The 19,385-nt window shown below is 73.5% G+C and carries 17 protein-coding genes, 1 other RNA gene and 1 pseudogene; 11 read left to right on the forward strand and 8 right to left on the reverse strand.

Annotation, left to right across the window (positions count from 1 at the left end; all coding sequences use genetic code 11):
- Nucleotides 1-496: 496 nt before the first annotated feature.
- Both rnpB and N6H00_RS12230 read right to left on the reverse strand, forming a co-directional pair.
- An RNA gene (gene rnpB / locus N6H00_RS12225) (RNase P RNA component class A) lies at nt 497-901 on the reverse strand.
- 22 nt (nt 902-923) lie between these two features.
- Nucleotides 924-1,227, reverse strand: a pseudogene (locus tag N6H00_RS12230) (Uma2 family endonuclease); the annotation flags it as partial.
- 218 nt (nt 1,228-1,445) lie between these two features.
- Between N6H00_RS12230 and yaaA the strand changes: the two are divergent.
- Nucleotides 1,446-2,249: a peroxide stress protein YaaA gene (yaaA, locus tag N6H00_RS12235; RefSeq protein ID WP_268971676.1), complete on the forward strand. Its 804-nt coding sequence runs from the start codon at nt 1,446-1,448 to the stop codon at nt 2,247-2,249.
- 99 nt (nt 2,250-2,348) lie between these two features.
- The gene (eda, locus tag N6H00_RS12240; RefSeq protein ID WP_268976934.1) at nt 2,349-3,008 is read left to right on the forward strand and encodes a bifunctional 4-hydroxy-2-oxoglutarate aldolase/2-dehydro-3-deoxy-phosphogluconate aldolase; all 660 of its coding nucleotides are present in this window, start codon (nt 2,349-2,351) and stop codon (nt 3,006-3,008) included.
- A gap of 171 nt (nt 3,009-3,179) precedes the next feature.
- Here the strand turns inward: eda and N6H00_RS12245 are convergent, their stop codons facing one another.
- The 3 genes from N6H00_RS12245 to N6H00_RS12255 form a co-directional block, all read right to left on the reverse strand.
- Complete coding sequence (locus N6H00_RS12245) at nt 3,180-4,484, reverse strand: bifunctional RNase H/acid phosphatase (RefSeq protein ID WP_268971677.1); 1,305 nt, start codon at nt 4,482-4,484, stop codon at nt 3,180-3,182.
- Nucleotides 4,485-4,488: 4 nt separating this feature from the next.
- Entirely contained in the window at nt 4,489-5,232 is a 744-nt protein-coding gene (locus tag N6H00_RS12250; RefSeq protein WP_268976935.1) for a zinc ribbon domain-containing protein, read from the reverse strand.
- Nucleotides 5,233-5,326: 94 nt separating this feature from the next.
- A complete protein-coding gene (locus N6H00_RS12255; protein WP_268971678.1) occupies nt 5,327-6,187 on the reverse strand; it encodes a Nif3-like dinuclear metal center hexameric protein in 861 nt (286 codons plus the stop codon).
- A 355-nt stretch (nt 6,188-6,542) separates the two neighbouring features.
- Between N6H00_RS12255 and N6H00_RS40495 the strand changes: the two genes are divergently transcribed.
- Together N6H00_RS40495 and N6H00_RS12265 are read left to right on the forward strand one after the other, a co-directional pair.
- Nucleotides 6,543-9,302, forward strand: a complete 2,760-nt coding sequence (locus N6H00_RS40495) for a hypothetical protein (RefSeq protein WP_443072937.1) — start codon at nt 6,543-6,545, stop codon at nt 9,300-9,302.
- 135 nt (nt 9,303-9,437) lie between these two features.
- Entirely contained in the window at nt 9,438-9,599 is a 162-nt protein-coding gene (locus N6H00_RS12265) for a hypothetical protein (protein WP_268971679.1), read from the forward strand.
- A gap of 133 nt (nt 9,600-9,732) precedes the next feature.
- Here N6H00_RS12265 and N6H00_RS12270 read toward each other — a convergent pair whose 3' ends face one another.
- The 3 genes from N6H00_RS12270 to N6H00_RS12280 all read right to left on the reverse strand — a co-directional run bounded on the left by N6H00_RS12270 (nt 9,733) and on the right by N6H00_RS12280 (nt 12,781).
- Nucleotides 9,733-10,749, reverse strand: coding sequence for a 3-oxoacyl-ACP reductase (locus N6H00_RS12270; protein WP_268971680.1), 1,017 nt, complete (start codon nt 10,747-10,749; stop codon nt 9,733-9,735).
- Nucleotides 10,734-11,819, reverse strand: coding sequence for a Zn-dependent alcohol dehydrogenase (locus tag N6H00_RS12275; RefSeq protein WP_268971681.1), 1,086 nt, complete (start codon nt 11,817-11,819; stop codon nt 10,734-10,736). The genes N6H00_RS12270 and N6H00_RS12275 overlap by 16 nt, the downstream gene beginning before the upstream one ends.
- A gap of 104 nt (nt 11,820-11,923) precedes the next feature.
- Nucleotides 11,924-12,781, reverse strand: coding sequence for a MaoC/PaaZ C-terminal domain-containing protein (locus tag N6H00_RS12280; protein WP_268971682.1), 858 nt, complete (start codon nt 12,779-12,781; stop codon nt 11,924-11,926).
- A gap of 320 nt (nt 12,782-13,101) precedes the next feature.
- Between N6H00_RS12280 and N6H00_RS12285 the strand changes: the two genes are divergently transcribed.
- From N6H00_RS12285 to N6H00_RS12315, 7 genes are all read left to right on the forward strand, one after another.
- On the forward strand, nt 13,102-14,310 hold the full coding sequence (locus tag N6H00_RS12285) for a sensor histidine kinase (RefSeq protein WP_268971684.1): 1,209 nt from the start codon (nt 13,102-13,104) through the stop codon (nt 14,308-14,310).
- Between the two features lie 431 nt (nt 14,311-14,741).
- On the forward strand, nt 14,742-15,347 hold the full coding sequence (locus N6H00_RS12290) for a response regulator transcription factor (protein WP_268976937.1): 606 nt from the start codon (nt 14,742-14,744) through the stop codon (nt 15,345-15,347).
- Nucleotides 15,348-15,386: 39 nt separating this feature from the next.
- Nucleotides 15,387-15,671, forward strand: coding sequence for a hypothetical protein (locus N6H00_RS12295; RefSeq protein ID WP_268971685.1), 285 nt, complete (start codon nt 15,387-15,389; stop codon nt 15,669-15,671).
- Nucleotides 15,653-16,066, forward strand: a complete 414-nt coding sequence (locus tag N6H00_RS12300; RefSeq protein ID WP_268971686.1) for a DNA-binding protein — start codon at nt 15,653-15,655, stop codon at nt 16,064-16,066. The genes N6H00_RS12295 and N6H00_RS12300 overlap by 19 nt, the downstream gene beginning before the upstream one ends.
- 90 nt (nt 16,067-16,156) lie before the next feature.
- Nucleotides 16,157-16,843: a class I SAM-dependent methyltransferase gene (locus tag N6H00_RS12305; RefSeq protein WP_268971688.1), complete on the forward strand. Its 687-nt coding sequence runs from the start codon at nt 16,157-16,159 to the stop codon at nt 16,841-16,843.
- Nucleotides 16,844-17,483: 640 nt separating this feature from the next.
- Nucleotides 17,484-18,380 carry an N-acetylmuramoyl-L-alanine amidase gene (locus N6H00_RS12310; RefSeq protein WP_268971690.1) on the forward strand — a complete coding sequence of 299 codons (897 nt, stop codon included), beginning with the start codon at nt 17,484-17,486 and terminating at the stop codon, nt 18,378-18,380.
- A 162-nt stretch (nt 18,381-18,542) separates the two neighbouring features.
- Nucleotides 18,543-19,370, forward strand: coding sequence for a DUF5336 domain-containing protein (locus tag N6H00_RS12315; RefSeq protein WP_268971692.1), 828 nt, complete (start codon nt 18,543-18,545; stop codon nt 19,368-19,370).
- The last annotated feature ends 15 nt before the right edge of the window (nt 19,371-19,385 follow it).

Genomic DNA, 19,385 nt, shown 5'->3' on the forward strand with positions numbered 1-19,385 from the left:
TAGGTGAAGTCTCCGAGCTGACGCGAACCAGCGTTCTACTTGGTTGAGTCAGGAGGCACTGGTCGGGGTGAAGTGCATGTGGAAGCGGGGATGGGCCAGCAGCCACTTCTGCGGCGAACAGGGGCGTCACGCCGCCGCGCAGGTAGTCATGGGTGCGGCGCTCGGGCATGCCCGGCATCATCGGCAGCACCGGTGCCGAGGTCGCTCTTCGGCGACCTGCGCGCACCATGGCCAGAGATCGCTCGCGCTATCGAGGATGAGATGCGTCTGTAGGACCAGATCCCAGCGCCTTACGGCCCGATGAATGCGTCATGTCCGATCGATCCGAGCCGGCCGGGACGCGTCCCCCGCCCCTCTGCTCCTGGGACTTTTCAGGGACTTTCAGCGCTGTCCGAGGGCTTCCGAGGGACTTTTGGCTACCTGACACGGCAAGCCCCCGGAAAGGGCCTCCGGCGCAGATCAGAGGCCCTTTCCGAGGCAAAGCCCCAGGTGCCGGCGGACGAGTCGGCCTGTACGCCGGGTTCTGTCTCCCGGGGGCCTTGCGGCCCACGGGGAGGCGGCCATCCATCTAGGACCGGCGTTGCCGCCGGCCTCGTGCGGTCCACCCGCGGACTCGGGCGGGCAGCCCTCGATCGTCCGCGCAGAGCGCTTTTCACGGCGCTCCTCTTGACCTTGCTCCAGGTGGGGTTTACCGAGCCGTCCGAGTCACCTCGGACGCTGGTGGTCTCTTACACCACCGTTTCACCCTTACCGGACGCCTCGCGGCCTCCGGCGGTCTGTTTTCTGTGGCACTGTCCCGCGGGTCACCCCGGGTGGGCGTTACCCACCACCTTGCCGTGTGGAGCCCGGACGTTCCTCGGCGGGACCCGAAGGGCCCCGACGCGACCGCCCGGCCGGCTCGTCCGCCGTGCTGAGCATGATACCCGGCGAGGAGTGCCGACCGGGTCGACGTCGCTCTTCTCCCGGTCGACGAGCAGGTAGCGGGGGATGCCACCGCGTGCGGAGCAGTGGCGCTTGGCCGTGCGGTCCCGGTCCGGCTTGGCCGAGGTGACCTCGGCGACCATGGCGACGCCCTCGCAGGGCATCCAGGGCTCGGACGCCTCGGAAGAGCCGCGGCTCTCTTGAGGCAAAGGTGCCGTCCGGGGTGACGTGGTTCCGCACGCAGAGACCACCGCGCGGGACCGTGAGCCCCTTGTTACCCGAGAACTGCATGTGTGTCCCGGACCGTGTGAACAGGCCGGCGGTCCGGCGCCGGGATGGCGGCGCGCCGGGCGGGCGCGGCGTTGAGCGGCTTTTCCGCTGAGCGCCATCGGGCCCCCGGGGCCGCCGGGCGCTCCGGCCCGGGGGTCGTAGGCTGCGGCCGGGTGGGGCCGCGTCCGGGTCCGCCCCGTACCGTTGGACGTCGTTCTTCGTGGCCCTCACGCCCCGACCCCTGAGGAGAGACCGTGCTCGTGCTGCTGCCCCCGTCCGAGGGAAAGGCCACAGGAGGCTCCGGGTCCCCGCTGGACCTGGGATCGCTGTCGCTGCCGGGCCTGGGCGGGGCGCGGGCGGAGGTGCTGGACGAGCTGGTGTCGCTGTGTTCGGGCGACGCCGCGAAGGCCGCCGAGGTGCTGGGGCTCAGCGAGGGGCTGCGCGGCGAGGTCGCGAAGAACGCGGCGCTGCGGGAGGCCGGGACGCGGCCCGCCGGGGAGATCTACACCGGTGTGCTGTACGACGCGCTGGGCCTGGCCACGCTGCCCGCCGCCGCCCGCCGCCGGGCGGAGCGGTCGCTGCTGGTCTTCTCGGGGCTGTGGGGCGCCGTACGGATGGACGACCGCATCCCCTCCTACCGCTGCTCGATGGGCGTGAAGCTCCCGGGGCTCGGTGCGCTCGGCACCTACTGGCGGACCCGGACCCCGATGGCCGAGGTGCTTCCGGAGGCCGCCGGGAACGGGCTGGTGCTGGACCTCCGCTCGGCGGCGTACGCGGCGGCGTGGAAGCCCAAGGGGGCGGTCGCCGAGCGTACGGCGACGGTGCGGGTGCTCCAGTCGAAGATCGTGAACGGGGTCGAGAAGCGGTCCGTCGTCAGTCACTTCAACAAGGCGACCAAGGGCCGGATGGTACGGGACCTGCTGACCGCCGGTGCCGACCCGAGCGGGCCCGCCGAGCTGGTGGAGGCGCTGCGGGGGCTGGGGTACGCGGTCGAGGCCGCGCCGCCGGAGCGGGCGGGGCGGGCGTGGGGGCTGGATGTGGTGGTGACCGAGCTGTAGTGCCGGGGTGCTGCCCGCGCACCGTCACCTCACCGTTCGGAGGCGTTGCATTGCAGCATGCGCAACGGCCGTTGCGCGGCGCGCCGCTGCCTGGGCAGGATGGGCGCCGTGACTAGCACCGCGCCCTCCCCAGGCTCCCCGGATTCCTCGCTGCTCGATCTCGCCCCCGTCATCCCCGTGGTCGTCCTCCACGACGCGGCCGACGCGGTCCCGCTGGCCCGTGCCCTGGTGGCGGGCGGGCTGCCCGCGATCGAGGTGACCTTCCGGACGCCCGCCGCCGCGGACGCCATCCGGGCGATCGCCGAGGAGGTCCCCGAGGCGGTCGTCGGCGCCGGTACGGTGCTGACCCCGGAGCAGGTGGAGACCGCCGTCGCCGCCGGGTCGCGGTTCCTGGTCTCGCCCGGCTGGACGGACCGGCTGCTGGGGGCGCTGGACGCCTCCGGGCTGCCGTATCTGCCGGGTGTCTCGACCACCTCGGAGGTCGTGGCGCTGCTGGAGCGCGGGGTGGCGGAGATGAAGTTCTTCCCGGCGGAGGCGGCCGGGGGCACGGCGTATCTGAAGGCGCTCGCCTCACCGCTCCCCGGGGCCCGGTTCTGCCCGACTGGCGGTGTCAACGCCTCGAACGCCCCCGCGTACCTGGGCCTGCCCAACGTCGGCTGCGTCGGCGGCACGTGGATGCTGCCCTCGGACGCGCTGGCGGCGGGCGACTGGGAGCGGGTGGAGTCCCTCGCCCGGGAAGCGGCCGCCCTTCGCGGCTGACGCGCGGCCAGGGCCGCGAGCCGGGATCGGGTGCCAGGACCGCGCATCGAGATTGCCCCGCCCCCGCCGCAGGTGCGCCGTCTACCGCAAGTGCGGTCCCCACCGTGGGTTCGGTCCCCACCGGGGGTGCGCCGTCTACCGCGGATGCGTCCCCCACCGCAGGTGCGTCTCCTACCGCAGGTGCGCCGTCTCGTTCAGCAGCCGCAACGACGCGTTTCCGTCCGCGTAGTACGCCACCGCCGACAGCGAGGCCGCCGACAGCTCCATGCGGAACAGGGCCTCCGGAGGGGCGCCCAGGGCCAGCCGGATCAGCGTTTTGATCGGGGTGACATGGGTGACCAGCAGCACCGTACGGCCCGGATAACGGGCGATCAGCTTGTCCCGGGAGAGGGCGACCCTGCGCGCGACCGTCGCGAAGCTCTCGCCGCCGCCCGTGGGGGCCGCCTTGCTGGAGGCCAGCCATGCCTCCAGGTCGTCCGGGTGGCGCTCCTTGACCTCCGCGAAGGTCAGCCCCTCCCAGGCGCCGAAGTCCGTCTCCCGCAACCCTTCGTCGACACGGACGTCGAGGCCCAGGCGCCGGGCCACCACGTCGGCGGTCTCGCGGCAGCGCAGCAGCGGCGAGGTGACGACGGCCTGGATGGTGCCGCGTGCGGCGAGCGCCGCCGCCACCCGCTCGGCCTGGTGGCGGCCGACCGGGGAGAGTCCGGGGTCGGTACCGCCGCTGCCGGAGAAGCGCTTCTCGGGGGTGAGCGGAGTCTCCCCGTGCCGGAGCAGGACGAACGTGGCGGGGGTGCCCAGATCCGCCGCGGGCCGACCGACTACGGAGGCCCGGTCGGTCGCCGAGGCCCGGTCGGTCGCCGTAGGCCGGTCGGCTGCCGGGGTCCTGCTGGCTGCCGGAGCCCGGTCAGCCGCCGGGGTTCCGCCGACCGCCGACGCCCCGCCGGCCGCCGGGGCGTCGCCCGTCGCGGTGGGCTCGGCGAGGGTGTCGGCGGCGGGCGCGGCGGCCTCCGGCGCGCCTGCCGCCAGCGTGCCGCCCGGCGGCACCTTCGGCTGCCACTGCTCGCCCCGCTTGCCCGCGTCCATCGCCTCGTTGGCGAGCCGGTCCGCGTGCTTGTTCCGCTCGCGCGGGATCCACTCGTACGTCACCCGGCCGGGCGGGAAGACCGCCTTGGCGTCGGCGGCGAGCGGACGCATGTCCGGGTGCTTGATCTTCCAGCGGCCCGACATCTGCTCGACGACGAGCTTGGAGTCCATCCGCACCCGGACCTCGGCCTCCGGATCCAGGGCGTACGCCTCCCGCAACCCGGCGATCAGGCCCTTGTACTCGGCGACGTTGTTGGTCGCGGTGCCGATGTACTCGGCCGCCTCGGCGAGCGTCTCACCGGTCTCCGCGTCGCGCACGACCGCGCCGTAACCGGCCGGTCCCGGGTTGCCCCGGGATCCGCCGTCCGCCTCGACGATGAAACGCCGCGCCATGGGCCTACAGCCCCGACTCGGGCGTACGGACCAGGATCCGGCGGCAGTTCTCGCACCGCACCACCGTGTCGGGGGCCGCCGAGCGCACCTCGTTGAGCTCGGTGATGGCGAGCTCCTGGCGGCAGCCGTCGCAGCTCCGCTGGTAGAGCCGGGCCGCGCCGATACCGCCCTGCTGCTCGCGCAGCTTGTCGTAGAGCTTCAGCAGATCGGCGGGGATGGTCCCGGCGATCACCTCGCGCTCCTTGGTGACGGTCGCGACCTCGGCGTCGATCTCCTCCGCCGCCGCGTCCCGGCGCGACGTGGCGTCGCCGATCTTGGCCTGGAGGGACTCCACCCGCCCGGTCAGCTCGGTGACCCGCTCCTGGACGGACTCCCGGCGCTCCATGACCTCCAGGACGACGTCCTCCAGGTCGCCCTGGCGCTTGGCGAGGGAGGCGATCTCGTGCTGGAGGTTCTCCAGGTCCTTGGGCGAGGTGACGGCCCCGGAGTCCAGGCGCTTCTGGTCGCGGGCGGCGCGCTGGCGCACCTGCTCCACGTCCTGCTCGGCCTTAGTCTGCTCGCGGGCGGTGTCGCTCTCCTCGGTCTGCGCGGCGATAAGCAGGTCACGCAGCTGGGTGTGATCGGCGTTCAGAGTCTCGATCTCGGCGTGCTCGGGCAGCGTTCGGCGCTTGTGCGCGAGCTGCGACAGCCGGACGTCGAGCGCCTGGACGTCGAGAAGGCGGATCTGATCGGCGGGCGCGGCATTCAGCGTGGGGCTCCAGGGGAGTCGATGGGACGGAACGACGATAGAGAGGTCGAGCGGGGCGAGCGTCAAGCAGGAATCAACAGGCGTCAAGCAGTCATCAAGCGGAGAGGGACGGAGCGGTCGCGCCGACGGCCGGGGCCGCGGCGTGGGCCGTCCAGGGGTCGGTGACCGTACGCGAGACATGCGTCCGCAGGTCCCAGCCGTGCCGGTCGGAGATCTCGTCCAGCTGGGCCGCGGCCTGCTCGGTCCAGGGCCATTCGGTGGCCCAGTGCGCGGCGTCCACCAGGGCGAGATCGCTGTGCTCGCGCGCCTCCGAGGACGGGTGGTGGCGCAGATCGGCGGTGAGGAACGCGTCGACCCCGGCCGCGCGCACCACGTCGAAGAGGCTGTCCCCGGAACCGCCGCTGACGGCGACCCGGCGGATCGTACGGTCCGGATCACCGGCGGCGCGGATGCCCTGCGCGGTGGCGGGCAGCCGGGCGGCGGCACGCTCGGTGAACTCCCGCAGCGTCTCGGGGTGGTCCAGCTCGCAGATCCGGCCCAGACCCCGGCGGCCCGCCGGGTCGGTGGCGTCCGGCACCAGCGGACCGACGATCCGCAGATCGAGCGCACCGGCGAGGGCGTCGGAGACACCGGGGTCGGCGGTGTCGGCGTTGGTGTGCGCGACATGCAGGGCGATGTCGTTCTTGATCAGCGTGTGCACCACCCGGCCCTTGAAGGTGGAGGCGGCGACCGTGGTCGTTCCCCGCAGATAGAGCGGATGGTGGGTGATCAGCAGATCGACGCCGAGGTCCACCGCCTCGTCGGCCACTTGCTGTACGGGGTCGACGGCGAACAGCACGCGGGTGACCTCGGCGTCGGGGTCACCGCACACCGTGCCGACGGCGTCCCACTGCTCCGCCCGCTCGGGCGGCCAGAGGGCGTCGAGTGCGGCGAGGACGTCGTTGAGTGAGGGCACGGAGCAAGGCTACCTCCCGGATCACGGCTGAGCCCTGCCCCGGCCTTCACCCAGCGCGACCCCCGCCGGTGCGCGATCCCCCGCCGGACTCGGGGCGACGCGGGCCGCCCCCGGCAGGGCTCGGGGCGAACGTCCGCGGGGATGCGGGGCGCCCCTCCCGACATCCGGCACCGTGCCCCGCCTCGACTCCGGGCGCCCCGAACCTCGCTCCCGCCGAGCGCATCACCCACAGCACACTCAGCACCGACCTCTCAGGCGAATCGGGCAACCGCCACACTTACGGGTGGAGCGCACCCATTACGGCCTTCGGCAGGGAGTACGAAAACTACTTTCAGTGGCCGGAGGTGACCGACCGATGACTGCCTGTGCCTTCGACACCGCCCTCACCGGGGGCGTCGGCGACCGGCCGCGAGGGGGTTTCACCATCGCCTCGGACCGCTCGTACGGCGCGCGGCTCGCGCTCAGCGCGGAAGCGGGCTGCTGGTACCCGGAGCGCTGGACGCTGGACGGCCCGGAGCCCTACGCCGTGCCGTTGCCCGCCGCCCAGCCCGAGGAGCCGGACAGCGAGCTGCTGCCGCTGGCCGACGGGCAGGTGCTCATCCACCGCCGGGTGGCCGGCCACCACGCCTTCTCGCTGCTCTATCCGGCCGGCCCCGGCACCGGCGAACGCCCGCTCGGTGTCATCGACCGCGCCGAGGTCTCGCTGCTGCCGCCCGCGCCCGGCGGTCTGTGCGCCTTCGCGCTCGGGCGCGGACAGCGGTCCACCTCCGTCTGGCTGGTGTTCGGCGGCGGCGTCCTCGTCCCCCTGCACCTGGCCGAGGTGCCGGGCCGCTGCACCGGCGGCAGCTGGCTGGACCGCACCGGCCGGCTGCTGGCGCTCGACCGCGAACTCGACGGCCGTACGAAAACGGTGGTGGTCGATCTGCGGCGCGGCGGTGAGACCAGCCCGTTGCTACAGATCACCGAGCGCAGCGACGACCGGCTGCTGCTCGCCGACCCCGACAGCGGTCTGCTGCTCGTACGGTCCGACGCGCCCGGGGACGAGCGGCTGGGGTGGGGCGTGCTGGGCAGCACGCTGCCGGTGAGGTTCCCGGACTGTCTGCGGCCCGCGGGGCCGTCGGAGGCCACACCGTTCGCGGTGCAGCCGGGGCAGGTGCTGACGCCGGAGGCGTGCGCGGTGGCCTTCCGCATCGACGGACCGAGCGGTTCCGGGCGGCCGTGGGTGGGCGTATGGCGACCGGCGGAGCGGCGGTTGCGCGAGTTCCCCGCACCGGAGGGCTGGCTCGCGGGCGCGGGCCTGTGGAGCCGGGACGGCGAGCTGCGGCTGCCGTACGTGACTCCCCAGGTGCCCTGCGGGCTGGCGCGGGTGCGTCTGCCTGGGGTGCCTGGAGTGTCTGGGGTGCCTGGGGTGCCTGGGGTGCTGGGCGCATCGGAGGCGTCGAGGCTGTCGAGGGGCTCCTGGGCGTCGGCGCCGGGCGGCCGGGGTGCGGCGCGGATGGCGGACGTCACGGACACGACGGGCGCCACGCGCGCTTCCGCAACGTCGTGGACGTCCGTCACGTCCACGACAGCGGAGACGCCGTCGAGGCCGGAGAGACCGTGGGCACTGGACGACGCGACGGGGGCCCGGCGGATCGCCCGGCGGGTGACACGGACGGCCGAACCGTCCGGCGCGCCCCTGCCCCCGACTCCGGCTCCGGCCCCGGCCGGGGCGCGGGCGGTCCAGACGCCACGGACGGCGACCCCCGCGGCCGGGATCGCGACCAGAATCACACCGTGGACTCGGGTCGGCCCCGGCGGCCCCAGCGATCTCGACGGACCCGGCAGACCCCACAGCGCCAGTGCTCCCGACAGCCCCGACGGCCCCAACAGCCTCGACCGACCCAGCGGACCCGGCAGCCTCAACGGACCCGGCAGATCCGGCGGTCTCAGCGGACCCCGCGATCTCGGCAGCCCCAGCAGCCTCGGCGAGCCCGGCAAACCCGGCAGCCTCGACCGACCCAGCGATCTCGACGGACCCGGCAGACCCGACAGCGCCAGTGGTCTCGGTGGCTCTAACAGCCTCGACGGACCCAGCGGACCCGGCAGCCTCGGTGGGCCCGGCAGATCCGGCGGACCCAGCAGCCTCAACGGACCCGGCGGGCCTAACAGCCTCGACGGACTCGGCAGACCCGACAGCGCCAGCGGTCTCGGCGGCCCCGGCGGCCCCAACAGCCTCGACCGACCCAGCGGACCCGGCAGCCTCAGCGGACCCGGCAAACCTGGGAGCCTCGACGGTTCCCGCGGACCCGGCGGACTCAGCGGACCCGGCGAGCCCAACAGCCTCGACGGACTCGGCAGACCCGATGGCGCCAGTGGTCTCGGCAGCCCCGGCGGCCTTGACGGACCCAGCGGACCCGGCAGCCTCAGCGGACCCAGCAGCCCCGGCAGCCTCAGCGGACCCGGCAGATCCGACGGTCTCAGCGGACCCGACGGACCCAGCAGCCTCAATGGACCCCGCGATCTCGGCAGCCCCAGCAGCCTCGATGGGCCCGGCAAACCCGGTAGCCTCAGCGGGCCCGGCGGTCTCAGCGGACCCGGTGGCCCTAGCAACCTCGACGGTTCCCGCCGACCCGGCGGTTTCAGCAGTCTCGGCGGACCTGGCAGATCCGGCAGGCCCGACGCACCCGGCAGTCTCAGCGAGCCCGGCAGGTCCAACGGCCCCAGCAGCCTCGACGGACCCCGCGATCCCGGGAGACCCAGCGGCCCCAGCGATCTCGGCGGGCCCGGCTCCGTGCGGTCGCCTGGGCTCGTGCCGCCGCGGGCGCCGGAGCCGACGCCGGGCCGGGCGCGGGTGCCGGAGGTCGAGGCCGGATCGGGCGTCGAGCCCTGGGGCGGGACCGGGTCATGGGCCGGGGTCGAGCAGGAGATGGGACCCGATCCGTACCCTGAGCCGGGCCTCGGTCCAGACCTCGGGCCGGACCTCGGTCCAGGCCCCGATCCAGGCCCCGATCCAGGCCCTCCCGACCCCGACGCGGGCCCCGCCCTGCGGCCCGTACCGCTCCAGCAGGCCCCGCTCGCGCGGCCCCCGCTGGCCCGCCCACCCCGCTGGGTCCGGGATCACCGCCCTGGTTAGACTCGGCCGGGGCTGCGCGTCCCTGTGCTCTGTCGTGCGCGGGACGCCCCAGGTGATGCGCGTGGAAGCTCGTGTTCCATCGTGACCTGCCCTTTTGCACCGTACAAAGAGATCTGACGGGGTGACGTACCCACCATGTCCGAAACCCACATCGACACGACCCAGGCGCGCCCGCAGGACGCCGCCGCGGCCCAGGCCGATGGCGGTCAGGGCAAGCACCGGGGGCAGGCCGCGTCGGAGGAGACCCAGGCACCGGCCCACGGCCGCCACCGCCGCCCGAGCGAAACCCGCTCCTGATCCTGAAGAGCGTCGAGATCGTCGACATTGTCCTATAGGGGTCCGATAGGGGCCCGAGGCCCCTCCTCGATCGGCGGGCGGGCCGGATTCCCCGTGGGGTTCCGGCCCGCCCGCCGATCGTGGTCACCCCCAGTCACCCCCGTTTGAGACCCAGCACCTCCACCGCCGCGAAGCCCTCCCCGCTCCGCTCCGCGAAGTACGGCGTCAGCACCGCGTCCAGTTCCTCGAAGCCGAAGGCGTCCCCCTTCGCGTCCAGCTTCGCCGCCACCTTCGGCCGCTCCAGGATCGCCACCATGCCGCCGTGCACCACGAACACCTGGCCGTTCACCTTCGCCGCGCCCGGTGAGGCGAGATAGCCGACGAGCGGGGCCACGTGTTCGGGGGCGAGGACGTCGAGGCGGCCGTCCTCCGGGAGCTCAAGGTCCGCGAAGACCTCCTCGGTCATCCTCGTGCGGGCACGCGGGCAGATGGTGTTGGCCGTCACCCCGTATTTGGCGAGCGCCGCCGCCGTCGAGGTGGTCAGCCCGACGATGCCGCCCTTGGCCGCCGCGTAGTTCGGCTGGCCCGGCGAACCGGCGAGGAACGCCTCGGAGGAGGTGTTGATGATCCGGCCGTGGACCGGGCCGCCCCGCGCCGCCTTCGACCGCTCGCGCCAGTGTGCGGCGGCGAAGCGGATGGTGTTGAAGTGGCCCTTGAGGTGGACGCGGATCACCGAGTCCCACTCGTCCTCGGTCATCGAGAAGACCATCCGGTCCCGCAGGATGCCCGCGTTGTTGACCAGGATGTCCAGCGTGCCGTAGGTGTCGATCGCGAGCTGGACCAGCTCGCCCGCCTGCGTGAAGTCGGCCACATCGCCCACGTGGGCGATGGCCCGGCCACCGGCCGCGCGGATCTCCTCGGCGACCTCCTCGGCGGGTCCGGCCGATGCCTCGCCCGTGCCGTCGCGTCCGCCCTGTCCGTAGTCGTTGACGACGACACTGGCGCCCAGGCGTGCCAGTTGCAGGGCCTCGGCGCGGCCGAGCCCGCGTCCGGCGCCGGTGACGATGGCGGTCTTCCCGGCCAAGGGGCCCGTCTTCCCGGCCGGCGGGTCCGTCTGCCCCGCCAGCGGACCGGTCTTCCCCACTGGCGGGCCCGTCAGATCTCGATGCATGTGCGCAGCGCCTCCCCGGTCCGCATCTGGCCGATCGCGTCGTTGATCTCGCCGAGCCGCACCCGGTGGGTGATCAGCCCCTCGAGGTCGATCCGGCCCGCGCGCCACAGGTCGATGGTCCGCCGGTAGGCGCGGAGCACATCGCCGCCGCCGTACAGCGAGGGCAGGATCCGCTTCTCGTCGAAGAACAGCTCGAACATGTTGAACTGCACGAAGTCGTCCGTCGCCCCGGCCCCGACCACGCACATCGTGCCGCCGCGCCGGGTGGTCTCGTAGGCCCGGCGGGCGGTGTCGGAGCGGCCCACGACCTCGAAGACGTAGTCGAAGCCCTCGCCCGCCGTGACGGTGTTCCGGGCGGCGTCGAGACCGTCCGGGGCCACCGCCTCGGTGGCCCCGAACCGCAGCGCGGCCTCGCGCCGCGACTCCACGGGGTCGACGGCGACGATCTGCGCGGCGCCCGACGCCCTGGCCCCCTGGATGACGCTGATGCCCACCCCGCCGCAGCCGATGACCGCGACCGACGAACCGGCCGCCACCCGGGCGGTGTTGAAGACGGCCCCGAGCCCGGTGGTCACTCCGCAGCCGATGAGGGCCGCGATGTCGTACGGGACGTCGTCGGGGATGGGCACGGCACAGGGCGCGGGGAGGACGATCTCCTCGGCGAAGGTGCCGGTCCCGGACATGCCGAACAGCTCCTCCGGACTGCCGCCGGGGCGCCGGAAGTTGGGCGTTCCGGCGCTCATGAACCCGGACAGGCACAGCTCGGTCTGGCCACGCCGACAGGACGGACAGCCGCCGCACGCGGGCAGCCAGCACACCAGCACCCGGTCGCCGGCGCTCAGCCCGGTCACCCCGTCGCCCACCTCGACGATCTCGCCCGCGCCCTCGTGGCCGGGGACGAAGGGGGCGGGCTGCGGCAGCACCCCGGCCATCGCGGAGAGGTCGGAATGGCACAGTCCGGTGGCCCTCACCCGCAGCCGGACCTTGCCGGGGCCGAAGCCCAGCGCCTCGACGTCGTCGAGGACCTCCAGCTTGTCCTGTCCCGTCTCATGCAGTACGGCAGCGCGCACGACGCCTCCTTGGGGATCGGGTCCTCGGGATCGGGTCGTTGGGATCGGGTCGTTGGGGATGGGTCGTTTGGGATCGGGTCGTTGGGAAATCTGCTCGGGTGGGATCAGGTGTGCTCGACGATGGTGTCGGTGAGGACCGGCGCCTCGTCCCGCTCAACGGCGGTCGCCGTCACATGGACCCGCTCCGGGTCCTGCCACATCCGGACGCGCAGAGTCTCGCCGGGATACGCCACCCCGGCGAAGCGGGTGGTGTACGAGCGCACCCTGGTGACGTCCCCGTCCAGCGCCGTGTCCACGACCGCCTTGAGCACGATCCCGTACGAGCACAGCCCGTGCAGGATGGGCTTGTCGAACCCCGCGGCCTTGGCGAACTCGGGATCGGCGTGGAGCGGGTTCCAGTCCCCGGAGAGCCGGTAGAGCAGCGCCTGGTCCTCGCGGATGGTCCGCTCCACGGTGCGGTCCGGTGCCCGGTCCGGCGGCGGCCCCACCCGGCCGGAGGGGCCGCGCTCACCGCCGAAGCCGCCCTCGCCGCGGACGAAGATCCGGGTGTCGCTGGTCCACAGCGGGCCGTCCGCGTCGGCGACGTCGGTGCGCAGCACGATGACCGCCGCCTTGCCCTTGTCGTAGACCGCGGCGACCTTCGAGGTCTGGGTGGCCTCCCCGCTCACCGGGATCGGCCGGTGCAGTTCCACGGTCTGACCGCCGTGCAGTACGGCGGCGAGGTCCACATCGACTCCGGGCGCGCTCAGGCCCCCCGCGAGCGCCATACCGCCGCCCGCGACGGTGGCGAAGCTGGGGAGGACGTGGAGCCTGCTCTCCAAGCTGTAGCGGAGCTCTTCGGGGTCGGTGGCGGGGACACCGGCGCCGATGCCCAGGTGATAGAGCTGGATGTCCTTGTGTCCCCAGGAGAGACCCGTGCTCCGGGGTTCGGCCGAGACGGCCTTGGCTACATCGATGGGCATAGGGGGACAGCACTCCTTGGTCCGCTCGCTCGGCCACGGTCCGAAGACCCCGGCCCGCCCGTCCGCACCGTCGGCCGCGCCGGGGTCGTCGCTGGTCGGCCGGGTCGCGTCACCGACGCGGGCATACCGACGTGGGCATACCGACATGCGCATGTAGAACGCGTTCTAGCCGATGGCCCCTGTATAGCCCAATCGCCCCGAAGGGGGAAGGGCGCTGACGTCCCGTCAGACGATATGGCCGGCCCCTGGGACACATGTCACGGCCATCCCCCCACATTCACATCTGCCCAGCTCATACGGGCCTCCGTAAGGTCAGGCGCATGTATGAGACCGCCGCCCGCATCGAGCGCCTCAAGCCGCCGGGTCGCCGCGCCTTCCTGCCCTGGCTCTTCATCCTCTCGGGGGACGTGCAGAGCCTCTTCAAGGGGAAGACCCCGCTGCCCTGGCTCGGCGGCGCCGGAGCCGTGGCCTTCGTGGCGCTCTACGTCGCGACCGTCTACACCGGCCTCGACGAGCGCCGCCGCCACACCAGGACCCCGCTGCTGGCGCTCGCCGGGCTGACCGCGGTCACCTACGCGCTGGGCATCGGTTACGCCGGGGACTGGCTGCTGTGCTTCCCGCTGCTCTCGCTGGCCTCCGGAATCGCGCTCCGGGGGCCGGGGCGGCGGCTGGGGCCGCTCATCCTCGTCTTCTCCGGCTCCGCCGGGGTCATCGCCGGGATCCGGGGCGGCGCCTCGGACTCGCTGACGGTCTCCTACGGAACCGTCCTGTCCGGTCTGGTGACGGCGGCCATCCTGTCGCTCTTCGAGACCGTCGCCCAACTCCGCGCGACCCGCCAGGAGCTGGCCCGTACGGCGGTGGAGAAGGAGCGGCTGCGGTTCTCCCGCGATCTGCACGACCTGCTGGGCCACACCATGTCGGTCGTCGTGGTCAAGGCGGAGGCCGTACGCCGGCTCGCACCGAAGAACCTGGAGGCCGCGCTGGGGCAGGCCGCGGACATCGAGGCGGTCGGCCGGCAGGCGCTCACCGAGATCCGCGAGGCCGTCACCGGCTACCGCGAGGGCAGCCTGGCCACCGAGCTCGACCGGGCCCGCTCGGCACTGGACGCCTCCGGCATCGAGGCCGTCATCCGCCGCTCCGGTCCGCCGCTGGCCCCGCAGACCGAGGCGCTGCTGGGGTGGGTGGTCCGCGAGGGCGTCACCAATGTGGTGCGGCACAGCGGGGCGGTCCGGTGCGAGATCGAGGTGCGCGGCGGCACGGACCGGGTACGGCTGGAGATCACGGACGACGGGGGCGGCGTAGGCTCCCGTGCTGCCAGTGCGGCGGACACGGCAGGCACGGCAGGCGCAGCGGCGGACGGCGCGATCGGCGGTACGGGGCTCAAGGGCCTGGCCGAGCGGCTGTCCGCGGCGGGCGGCTCACTGGAGTCCGGCCCCGGCGGGCACCGGGGCTTCCGGCTCGTGGCCGAACTGCCGGTGGACGCGGAGGAGCCGATGGAGACCGAGGCCAAGGAGGCCCGGAGGGCGTGAACGACGCGAAGGGTACGAAGGGCGTGGGCGACGCGGGGGCGAAGGGCGTGGGCGACGCGGGCACGAAGGGCTTGGGCGACGCGGGCACGTCGGGGGGCGCGGGCGTGACAGGCCACGTCGGCGGCACGGACAGCGCGGGCGGCGCAGGCGGCACGGGCGCTACGGGCAACAGGAACGGCACGGGCAGTACGGCCAGCACGGGCGGCGCAGGCAGCGCGGACAGCGCAGGCGGTACGGCCGGCGCGGGCGGCACGGGCGGCGCAGGCGCAACGGCCGCCGCGAACGGCGCGGGCAGCGCAGGCAGCACGGACAGCGCGGGCAACACGAACGGCGCGGGCGGTACGGCCGGCGCGGGCGGCGCGGGCGGCGCAGGCAGCACGGACAGCGCGGGCAACACGAACGGCGCGGGCGGTACGGCCGGCGCGGGCGGCGTGATCAGGATTCTGCTCGCCGAGGACCAGGGGATGATGCGGGGCGCGCTCGCCCTGCTGCTCGGGCTCGAGGAGGACTTCGAGATCGTCGCGCAGCTCGGGAACGGCGACGAGATCGTGCCCCAGGCCCTGGAGACCCGACCCGATGTGGCGCTGCTCGACATCGAACTTCCCGGCCGCAGCGGTCTGGACGCCGCCGCCGCGCTACGCGAGGCACTGCCGGGGTGCCAGGTGCTGATCCTGACCACTTTCGGCCGCCCCGGCTATCTGCGCCGGGCGATGGAGGCGGGGGCGGCCGGGTTCCTGGTCAAGGACGGCCCGGTCGAGGAGCTGGCCGTCGCGATCCGCCGGGTCCTGGCCGGTGAGCGCGTCATCGATCCGGGCCTGGCCGCCGCGGCCCTCAGCGCGGGCCCCAACCCGCTGACCCAGCGCGAGCGCGATGTGCTTTCGGCGGCGGTGGACGGGGCGACGGTCGCGGACATCGCGGCCAGGGTGCACCTGTCCCCCGCCACCGTGCGCAACTATCTCTCCTCGGCCATCGGCAAGACCCAGACCCGCAACCGCATGGAGGCCGTCCGCGCCGCCCGCCAGAACGGCTGGCTCTGACCCCGGTCATGATTCCTACTCGTTTGATAATCTCGCCGCATGAGTGAGACGCCGTACAGCATCGGGGAAGGCCCGGCCACCAGAGTGAGCCTCTCCCTCCCCGAGGGGACGGCCGAGGCGATTCGCCGACGGGTCGGCAAGCGGGAGTTCTCCGCGTTCATCACCGCGGCTGTGGAGCGGGAGCTGCGCGGTCAGATCCTCGACGAGTACCTGGCCGACTACGAGCGTCGCAAGGGGCCGGTTTCCGACCACGAGCAGGAGCGGGCACGGCGGGTCTTCGACGAGGTATTCGCCGAGGAGGGGCAGTGGCCCTCCGCAAGCTGAGCCACGAGGGCACCCTCGTCCTCGGCTGCGAGGGCCTCTCGAAGCTGGTGAACGACCACGAGCCCGTGGTGGCCCTGGTCGCGGAGGCGCGCAAGCGCGGCATGGAGGTGGTGATCAGCGCACTGACCATCATCGAGGCCGCGCACCGGCGGACCGACCGCCCGCGGCTTGCCTGGGTACTGTCCGGGACGCGGATCGTGCCCGTCGGCGACGAGGATGCGAAACGCGCCTCCGCGATGCTCATCGCCGCCGGGCTGCACGGCCACGAGTACGCCATCGACGCCGCGGTCGCCGAGATGGCGCTGCGGCAGCGTCGCCCTGTCGTCATGCTCACCTCGGACGTCGATGACATGACGAAGCTGTGCGGCGAGAAGGTCCGCCTCGTGGCGGTGTAGACGGCAGCGGCGCATGGGCGGCGAAGCCCTGCGCGGTCGAGGGGCGGCCCGCGGTGCCGGTCCGGTGCGGCCGTAGGGCAGGATGGGCCGGTGACTCAGTCTGCTGCCGCCACCACGCACCCGGCTCCCGACCACACCGTGCTCGCCGCCTTCGAGGAGGCGAAGGGCTTCATGCCGCTGGACGAGGGGCTCGCCCTGTACGCCGCCGCCGCGGAGGCCGCGGCGCTGGGGCTGCCACTGGTGGAGGTCGGCACGTATTGCGGGCGCTCCACCATCCTGCTGGCCGACGCCGCCCGCGCGGCGGGGACGGTCGCCGTGACCGTGGACCACCATCGGGGTTCCGAGGAGCAGCAGCCGGGCTGGGAGTACCACGACCCGGAGGTGGTCGACCCCGAGATCGGGCGGATGGACACGCTGCCCACCTTCCGCCGCACCCTCCACCGGGCGGGCCTGGAGGACCATGTGATCGCCGTGGTCGGGCGGTCCCCGCAGGTCGCGGCGGTGTGGGGACGACCGGTCGGGCTGGTGTTCATCGACGGCGGGCACACCGACGAGCATGCGAGCGCCGATTACGAGGGCTGGGCGCCGCATCTCGCACCGGGCGGGCTGCTGGTGATCCACGACGTCTTCCCCGATCCGGCCGACGGCGGTCAGGCGCCGTACCGGATCTACCGCCGCGCGCTCGCCTCCGGCACGTTCACCGAGGTCTCCGCGACCCGCTCACTGCGCGTCCTGCGCAACACCAAGACCACACCCCGGCCCGCCCCGCCAGCCTGACCCGCGCCCCCGGCCCGCCCCGCCTGCCTGAGCCACGCCCCCGGCCCGCCCCCTTCCGCGCGCACTCCGACCCGAGTGCGCCCCGCCCGGAGTACGCCCTGGGCCCGAGCGCGCGGCCGCGGGCACACGGCCGGGGGACCCGGCAGCCCCATCAGCCGCTGCCGGACAACGCCCCCACCGGCCCCGCACCGGAAGCCCCCCGGTGGCACACCACGACGAACGCCGCCACGGCCGGGCCCGACCGGAAAACCCGGCAGCCACCAGAGGCCAGGGCGATGTACGGCACCCCAGTGCGAGTACGCCCCCGCCCGAGCGCACGACTGGAGGCGCCCAGCCGACCCATCGGCGACTGACGGACGCCGCCTCCGCCGGGGCCGGGGCAGCGGCCCTTCGGCCGGACCCGGCCACCACCGAGGTCGGGGCGGAGAGCCCCCAACCGGACTCCGGCCACCACCGGAAACCGAGGCAACGGGCCCCCGGCCGGGCCCGGACGCCGCCGGACCCAGCCGCCGCCGGGGCCGGGCCGCCGCCGGGGCCAGGGCGGCGGCGGGTGGTGGCGGGCGTTTGGGGCTACGGCGGTCGGCGGCGTCGCCGGTCCCGGCTTCTGGGGGGCGGCGGGGGTCCGATTACCATCGCCCGCGTGTCCAACGGCAGCTTTCCTCCTGCGTCCGGTCGCCGCGGCGGCACTCTCGCGATCGTCCTGGCGGCGCTGATACCAGCCTGTTGCGTCGCCTTCTGGCTGCTGTCGAGTTCCCCCGGCGGTTCGAAGGACGACGACGCGGACGGGGGCAGCGGGTCCACGGCCCCCTCCGCGCCCTCCTCCACGTCCTCTCCCTCGGCCACGTCCTCCCCGTCGTCCGGTAAGCCCCTCCGGGGCAAGGTCGTGGTCATCGACCCCGGCCACAACCCACACAACCGCGACCACCCCTCGCAGATCGCCCGGCTCGTGGACATCGGCACTAACACGAAGGAATGCGACACCACCGGCACGGCCACCAACTCCGGCTACCCCGAGGCGTCGTTCACCCTGGACGTGGCGCGCCGCGTCCGCTCCGTGCTCGAAGCGCGGGGCGCCACCGTGCGGTTCACCCAGGACGGTGACCGGCCGTACGGGCCGTGCGTGGACGAACGCGCGCAGATCGGGAACGAGGCGCACGCCGATGCCGTGGTCTCCGTCCACGCGGACGGCGCGGCCGCCGGGCAGCGCGGTGTCCATGTGATCCTGCCCGAGTCCGTGCGGGGCGGCGACGCGGACACCTCAGCCATCACCACCCCCTCCCGTCACCTCGGCGAGCGGCTGCTCGACCGGTTCGTCAAGGCCACCGGCAGCGAGCCCGCGCAGTACATCGGCGACGGCAGCGGACTGGACATCCGGGGCGATCTGGGCGGGCTCAACCTGTCCACCGTGCCCAAGGTGTTCATCGAGTGCGGCAATATGCGCGACGCCCAGGACGCCGCCCAACTGACCGATCCGGCATGGCGCGAGCGCGCGGGCCGCGGTATCGCACAGGGCATTACGGACTTCTTGAACGAGTAGCGCCGCCGCAACCGAACGGGAGGTCACGACCGTGAAACCGATGGGACACCCTCGGTCTCCGCCGGGAGATTCCCCCGTACGATGGGGCCCACCCCCGACGCCTTCGCGCCACGCGCCTGGCGGCAGCGCTACGTACAGACAAAACCGACAAAGGACCTCACGTTGAACATCCGCTCGCTCACTCGAGGCGACGGCGTGGTGATCGGAGCAGCGGTGCTGCTGTTCATCGCCTCCTTCCTCGACTTCTACACCATCGACTGCGGCAGCAGCAGCTTCTGCAAGGACGCCGGTGAGAACGGGTGGGAGTCCGACTTCTTCCCCGTACTGCCGTCGATCTTCCTCGCCGGTGTGATCGCCGCCGGGCTGATCGTCTTCGCGCGTTTCCAGCCCCCGGCCCGCAACCTGTTCGGGCTCTCGCTCGAGCAGTGGGGCTCGGCGCTCGCGGTCTTCGCGGCCTGGAGCTCGCTGTGGACGATCATTGGTGGCCCTGAGGGGGTCGACAAGGGCGTCGGGCAGATCCTCGGCCTGATCGCCACCCTGGCGATGGCCGCCGTCGCGCTGCTCAGCCAGCGCGTCCCGGCCCTGAAGGCCCCGCTGATGAACGCCAACGCCGGCGGCCCGGCCCCGTACGGTGCCCATGCCCCGCAGCCGGGTTACGGCTACCCGGGTCCGGGCGGTGCCCAGCCCGGCGCCCCCGCGCCGTACGGCACCCAGCCCGCCCAGCCCCAGGCCGGCCAGCCCTTCGGCGGCCAGCCGGCCCCGGCTCCGGCTCCGGCGTCCTCGGGCGGCGGCGACTTCTCCCCGTTCTGGTTCGCGGTTCCGGTGGCCCGTCCGCTGTACGCCGAGGACGGTTCGTCGAGCACCATCGCCGAACTGGCCCCCGGCACCTGGTACCTCGCGGTGGAGCAGCGCGGTCAGGCTCTGGTCGCCCAGACGCAGGACGGCCGCCGCGGTGTGCTTCAGGACACCACGGGGATCCAGCGCGGCTGACCCCACCGCACGCGT

This window comes from Streptomyces sp. S465 (assembly GCF_026898115.1).
GTDB lineage: Bacteria > Actinomycetota > Actinomycetes > Streptomycetales > Streptomycetaceae > Streptomyces > Streptomyces luomodiensis.